We start from the raw sequence: 5,571 nt of genomic DNA on the forward strand, positions 1-5,571 counted from the left end.
GTCCGCCACCGTGGCCCCGCTCGCGCATGCCGCCGATGCCCCGGGCGTTGCGTTCGTCTACCTGGGCAACCCCGGCGACGCCGGTTGGACCTTCGCGCACGACGCCGGCACGAAGGAGGTGGAGGCCAAGTACGGTAGCAAGATCAAGATCACGCGCGTGGAAAACGTGCCTGAATCGGCGGACTCCGAGCGCGTGTTCCGCGACCTGGCCGCAAAGGGTAACAAGGTGATCGTCGGGACCAGTTTCGGTTACCAGGACTTCGAACTGAAGGTGGCACGCGACTTTCCCGACATCACGTTCCTGACGGCGACGGGCTACAAGAAGGCCAAGAATTTCGGCGTCTACGACAATCGCATGTACCAGGGCGCGTATCTCGCGGGCGTGGCGGCTGGCTACGTGACGAAGACGAATACGCTGGGCTTCGTGGCATCGGTGCCGATTCCCGAGGTGATTCGCAATATCAATGCCTACACGATGGGCGCGCGCTCGGTGAATCCCAAGGTCCACACGAAGGTTATCTGGATCAATAGCTGGTTCGACCCAGGCAAGGAGAAGCAGGCGGCCGAAACGCTGATCGGGCAGGGCGCCGACGTGCTGCTGCAAAACACCGATTCGAACGCGACGCTCGCGACCGCGGCCGAGAAGAAGGTCTATGCATTTGGCTGGGATTCGAACATGAAGAAGTTTGGGCCGAGTGCGCATCTGGGTTCGGTCGTGTCGCACTGGGGCGTGTACTACGACAGGATGGTCTCGCAACTGTTGGCAGGCGGCGTCAAGACGGATCCCGTGTGGCTTGGAATGCCTGATAAGGCCGTGGATCTCGAGGACGTGAACACGACGGTAGTGTCGGCCAAGGCGATGGATGCGGTCGCCGCGAAGCGGGCCGAGCTGCAAAGCGGCAAGTGGGACGTATTCATGGGTCCGGTGAAGGATCAGTCGGGCGCGGTCAAGATCCCGGCAGGCACGAACCTGACGGACCCGGAACTGCAACGCATCAACTGGTACGTGGAAGGCGTGGACGGGGCGCTGCCGAAGTAATATTGGCGGGGCGTTTCCAATCGTGCGAAAGTGGTCAGCAGCAGCCACGCGGTAGTGGTTTTCGCATCTTGCGCGCTGCGCTGCATTCGTCCCGCTGCATCAATAAAAAAGGCCGCACTCCTGTGGAAGTGCGGCCTTCGTCGGTCTGCGTCGCGATTAATCCTAATCGTCGATTCGCAGGCCAACCTTGAGCGTAACCTGCCAATGCGCGACCTTGCCGTCTTCCACATTCCCGCGCGTGTCAGTCACTTGAAACCAATGAATGTTGCGCAGAGTTGCGGAGGCTTTCGACAACGCCACGCAAATGGCATCGTCGCTAGACTGCTTCGACGAGCCGGTGAGTTCGATAGTCTTGTACACGTGATCTGTCATGTTATCTCCTTGAGACTGGATGCCGGACTAGCGTGGCGCAGTCCGCCTGCTGCGCGGTCCATGGCAGCAAATCGCAGGCCCGAGCGATACGTTGGCCTTCAACAAAGATAGACGGTTTTTGCGCCTGGTTGTTGACGCGAATGACCGGCGGGGAAAGAAACAACACACTCGATGATTCGGGCTTGGGGAAAGCCCGAATGGTTGGACGTTGGGACAGTGCAAAAAAACGACCGGCGGGCTGGCTGTCGGATTTTTGGGTCTTTGGATTTCCTATCTCGCGCTCAACAGCCGCGAAGGCAGCTTGGCCGACAATACCTCGTCGGCCAGCCCGCAACCGTTCAGCGAAGCGGACGCGAAGCCGCATCGCCGGCATCTTGCCTGCGCGCCCCGCGACGCGAACGCGCACTGGCCGATGCACCGAACTCGCTCAGGATTTGCGTGCGCGCCCGGCTGGCAAACACGAGAAAACCAAACCCATTTGCTTCGTACCAGTAACCGCCGTTCTCGAGACCGTCGAGGGGTTGTTCGAGCGCATTCGTAATGCATTCGATACATCGTTTGCGCAGTTCGTCGGTCGCCGGATAGGGTGGTTGCGCACCACGCACGCTGCAAAGCAGGACGTCGAGACCGGGAAGCACATGGGCGTAAAGCACCGGCTCGTCCTGGGCGCGAGCGCGCGCAATCTTGGTGTCGAGTTGGCCGAAAGGCTTGAAATGCCTTAGCACGGCGAGGAAAGACTCGTCGCCATCGACCTTCGCGCGTCTACGCTTTTTCGGGAAGGACATAAAAATTCGCCTGAAAAAGAATTGCAAAAAACGCAGCGTCCTCATGCGGCAACTCCCGTCTGGCGGGCCGCTCGTTGTCTGGACACATCGATCTTTTATAGCACATCGAAGTGGTGGATTCACGGCGATCCGGCTTCGCGACACTGCGTGCCGGACAAAGATGAGCCGGCCCTCAAGTGTGCGCACGAATCATGCCGATCTTCCTGCTGCGGCTCGCTTGGCATCTGTCTCAATAATAGACCTAGCAATCGCCGCTGCGATAAAAATTCACGAGGAAAAGTAGAAACGATGTCCGCGGGGTGCATTGCTCCGAAAACATGATGCAAAAACGACAAAGCCCGCGACAAAAGTTGCGGGCTTTGTAGGCCTTGCCATGCGTCAGGATCAGGCGCCGGGGGCGATCGATCCGGCAGGTGCCGTTTTGAGCGAGTCACGGATTTCTCGCAGCAGGAGCACGTCTTCCGGAGTTGGAGGGGGTGCCGGGGGTGCCTCGTCGCTCGTCGCGTGCAAGCGGTTGATGAACTTGACCATCAGGAAAATGATGAACGCCAGGATGATGAAATTGATCAGCACGGTGATGAATGAGCCATAGCCGAATACGGCGACACCTGCGGTCTGCAAGTCCTTATACGAACCGGGATTACCTTTGAACGTTGGCGGTATCTCACCGAGCTTGATGAACATATTGGAAAAATCGAGCCCGCCGGTCACCAGTCCGACGATTGGCATGATCAAGTCCTTGACGATCGAATTGACGATCGTCGAAAACGCTCCGCCAATAATCACCCCGACCGCCAAGTCCATGACATTGCCCTTGAGGGCGAAACTCTTGAATTCCTCAATCATGCTCATGCTTGGCTTCCTCCGGAAAAAGTTAAGGACAGTGGACAGCAAGGCATATGCCATCGGAAAAGCGGGTGGTGACGAGGTTTCGTCATATTGTTATTTCTGATCGCGCACCGAATAACGGCAATGATAGCCAATCGATCCGTATGGTGTCGGGGATTTTCCGGGGCGCCGGTGAGGAATCTGGGCAGTCGGAGTTGGGCAGCAGCGCCATCGTGGCATGCATCCTGCTGGCAGTTTCTACGATAAACACAGCAACGACGCGGCGCTCAATCTCCCGCTATCAACTTCTGGACTTACGCATATATGGCTCACGATATCCGCATTGCCGAAGGCTCGCCGTTCCCGCTGGGCGCGACCTGGGACGGCGAAGGCGTCAACTTTGCGTTGTTTTCCGCCAATGCCACGAAGGTGGAACTATGCCTTTTCGACGAAAAAGGCGAGCGGGAGCTCGAACGGATCGAACTGCCGGAATACACGGATGAGGTCTTCCATGTCTATCTGTTCGGCGTGCGGCCTGGCACCACGTATGGGTATCGCGTGCATGGGCCGTATGAGCCGGAAAACGGCCATCGGTTCAATCCGAACAAGCTCTTGCTGGACCCGTACGCGAAGGCGCATGTCGGCGAGCTTACGTGGGACCCGGCCGTGTTCGGCTATACGCTCGACGCAGAGGGCGACGATCTCACCTTCGACGAACGCGACAGCGCGCCATTCGTGCAAAAGTGCCAGGTGGTCGACACAAGCTTCAACTGGACGCACCCGACCCGCGTGCGCGTGCCGTGGGAACAGACCATCTTCTACGAAACCCATGTGCGTGGTTACACGAAGCGCCATCCGGCGGTTCCCGAACATTTGCGCGGCACGTTCGAGGGACTGGGCACGAAGGAAGTCATCGACCACATCAAGCATCTCGGCGTAACGTCGGTTGAACTGCTGCCGATCCAGGCATTCGTAAACGACAGCCATCTCACCGACAAGGGCCTCACCAATTACTGGGGCTACAACACCATTGGTTTCTTCGCCGCCGATCCGCGATTTTTCGCGCAAGGCCCGGGCGCGGTCGCCGAACTCAAGCAGATGATCGACCGCTTCCATGAAGCCGGCCTCGAGGTCATCCTCGACGTCGTCTACAACCACACGGCGGAAGGCAACGAGCGCGGGCCGACGCTGTCGTTCAAGGGTATCGATAACGCGTCGTACTATCGGCTGATGCCTGATGAGCCGCGCTATTACATCAACGACACGGGCACGGGCAACACGCTCAACCTGTCGCATCCGCGTGTGCTGCAAATGGTTACCGACAGCTTGCGTTATTGGGTGACGGAGATGAACGTCGATGGTTTTCGTTTCGATCTCGCGACCATTCTTGGTCGCGAGACATATGGTTTCGATGAAGGCGGTGGTTTCCTCGACAGTTGCCGGCAAGACCCGATTCTGTCGAGCGTGAAGCTCATTGCAGAACCGTGGGATTGCGGTCCCGGTGGTTATCAGGTCGGCGGTTTCCCGCCCGGATGGGCTGAATGGAACGACAAGTATCGCGACACCGTGCGCGAGTTCTGGAAGGGCGAGGAGGGCGTGGCGGCTGAACTGGCCACGCGTATCACCGGGTCAGGTGACAAGTTCAATCATCGCGGGCGGCGGCCGTGGGCGAGCGTGAATTTCATCACGGCGCATGACGGCTTCACGCTGAACGACCTTGTGTCGTACAACGAAAAGCACAACGACGCGAACGGCGAGGACAACAACGACGGCAGCTCGGACAACCGCTCGTGGAATTGCGGCGTCGAAGGTCCGACGGACGACCCTGAGATTCGAACGCTACGCGAGCGCCAGAAGCGCAACATGCTGGCCACGCTGCTGTTCTCGCAAGGCACGCCGATGATCCTCGCCGGCGATGAATTCGGCCGCACGCAACAAGGCAATAACAACGCCTACTGCCAGGACGACGACATCAGCTGGGTCAATTGGGATATCGACGAAGAGGGCCGGGCGCTCATCGAGTTCGTGCGCAAGCTCACGACCTTGCGGCATACGCTGCCGGTACTGCGTCGTGGACGTTTTCTGACGGGGGAGTTCCACGAGGACCTGCAAGTCGCCGATGTCAAATGGCTCAGTCCGTCGGGCGAAGAACTGACGCCGGAACAATGGGACGATCCGTCGATGCGGTGCTTCGCGCTCGTGATCGACGGCCGGGCGCAGGCCACGGGCATTCGTCGGCCCGCTTCCGACGCCACCTTGCTGCTCGTGATCAACGCACATCACGATGTGGTCGACCTGACCTTGCCCGATATCCCCGGCAGCGACCAGTGGAGTTGCCTTATCGACACGAACGCGCCGATCCGCGAGGAACTCGAGGATTTCGATGCGGGTGGCGTGTACCAGGTGACCGGGCGGTCGCTGCTGCTGTTCGCGCTGCACGCGCGCGGCGCGACCAAGCGGATCTTCGAACGCCTGGAACACGCCCTGACCGATGAGGTGCCGCCCGAAGGAGATCTCGTGACCGGGTAACGGGACCCGCTATCATTC

5 protein-coding genes are annotated in these 5,571 nt (G+C 59.2%); 2 read left to right on the plus strand and 3 right to left on the minus strand.

Annotated elements, in window-relative coordinates; all coding sequences use genetic code 11:
* Positions 1-10: 10 nt before the first annotated feature.
* Entirely contained in the window at positions 11-1,039 is a 1,029-nt protein-coding gene (locus WCA53_RS32370; RefSeq protein ID WP_423921478.1) for a BMP family ABC transporter substrate-binding protein, read from the plus strand.
* Between the two features lie 162 nt (positions 1,040-1,201).
* Here the strand turns inward: WCA53_RS32370 and WCA53_RS32375 are convergent, their stop codons facing one another.
* The 3 genes from WCA53_RS32375 to mscL form a co-directional block, all read right to left on the minus strand.
* A complete protein-coding gene (locus WCA53_RS32375; protein WP_423921465.1) occupies positions 1,202-1,411 on the minus strand; it encodes a dodecin in 210 nt (69 codons plus the stop codon).
* Positions 1,412-1,749: 338 nt separating this feature from the next.
* Positions 1,750-2,241 carry a hypothetical protein gene (locus WCA53_RS32380; protein WP_423921469.1) on the minus strand — a complete coding sequence of 164 codons (492 nt, stop codon included), beginning with the start codon at positions 2,239-2,241 and terminating at the stop codon, positions 1,750-1,752.
* A gap of 339 nt (positions 2,242-2,580) precedes the next feature.
* Positions 2,581-3,048, minus strand: coding sequence for a large conductance mechanosensitive channel protein MscL (gene mscL, locus WCA53_RS32385; protein ID WP_423921472.1), 468 nt, complete (start codon positions 3,046-3,048; stop codon positions 2,581-2,583).
* Positions 3,049-3,348: 300 nt separating this feature from the next.
* On the opposite strand from mscL, the gene glgX reads away from it, so the two are divergent.
* Positions 3,349-5,553 (plus strand): glycogen debranching protein GlgX, encoded by a 2,205-nt coding sequence (gene glgX, locus WCA53_RS32390; RefSeq protein ID WP_423921475.1) that lies wholly within the window; start codon positions 3,349-3,351, stop codon positions 5,551-5,553.
* Positions 5,554-5,571 lie beyond the last annotated feature (18 nt).

The organism is Caballeronia sp., from assembly GCF_049581465.1.
Taxonomy (GTDB): Bacteria; Pseudomonadota; Gammaproteobacteria; order Burkholderiales; family Burkholderiaceae; genus Caballeronia.

Coding starts and splice junctions, on each gene's coding strand:
- WCA53_RS32375 (WP_423921465.1), bottom strand. CDS start 1,411: ATGACAGATCACGTGTACAAGACTATCGAACTCACCGGCTCGTCGAAG.
- WCA53_RS32380 (WP_423921469.1), bottom strand. CDS start 2,241: ATGAGGACGCTGCGTTTTTTGCAATTCTTTTTCAGGCGAATTTTTATG.
- mscL (WP_423921472.1), bottom strand. CDS start 3,048: ATGAGCATGATTGAGGAATTCAAGAGTTTCGCCCTCAAGGGCAATGTC.
- glgX (WP_423921475.1), top strand. CDS start 3,349: ATGGCTCACGATATCCGCATTGCCGAAGGCTCGCCGTTCCCGCTGGGC.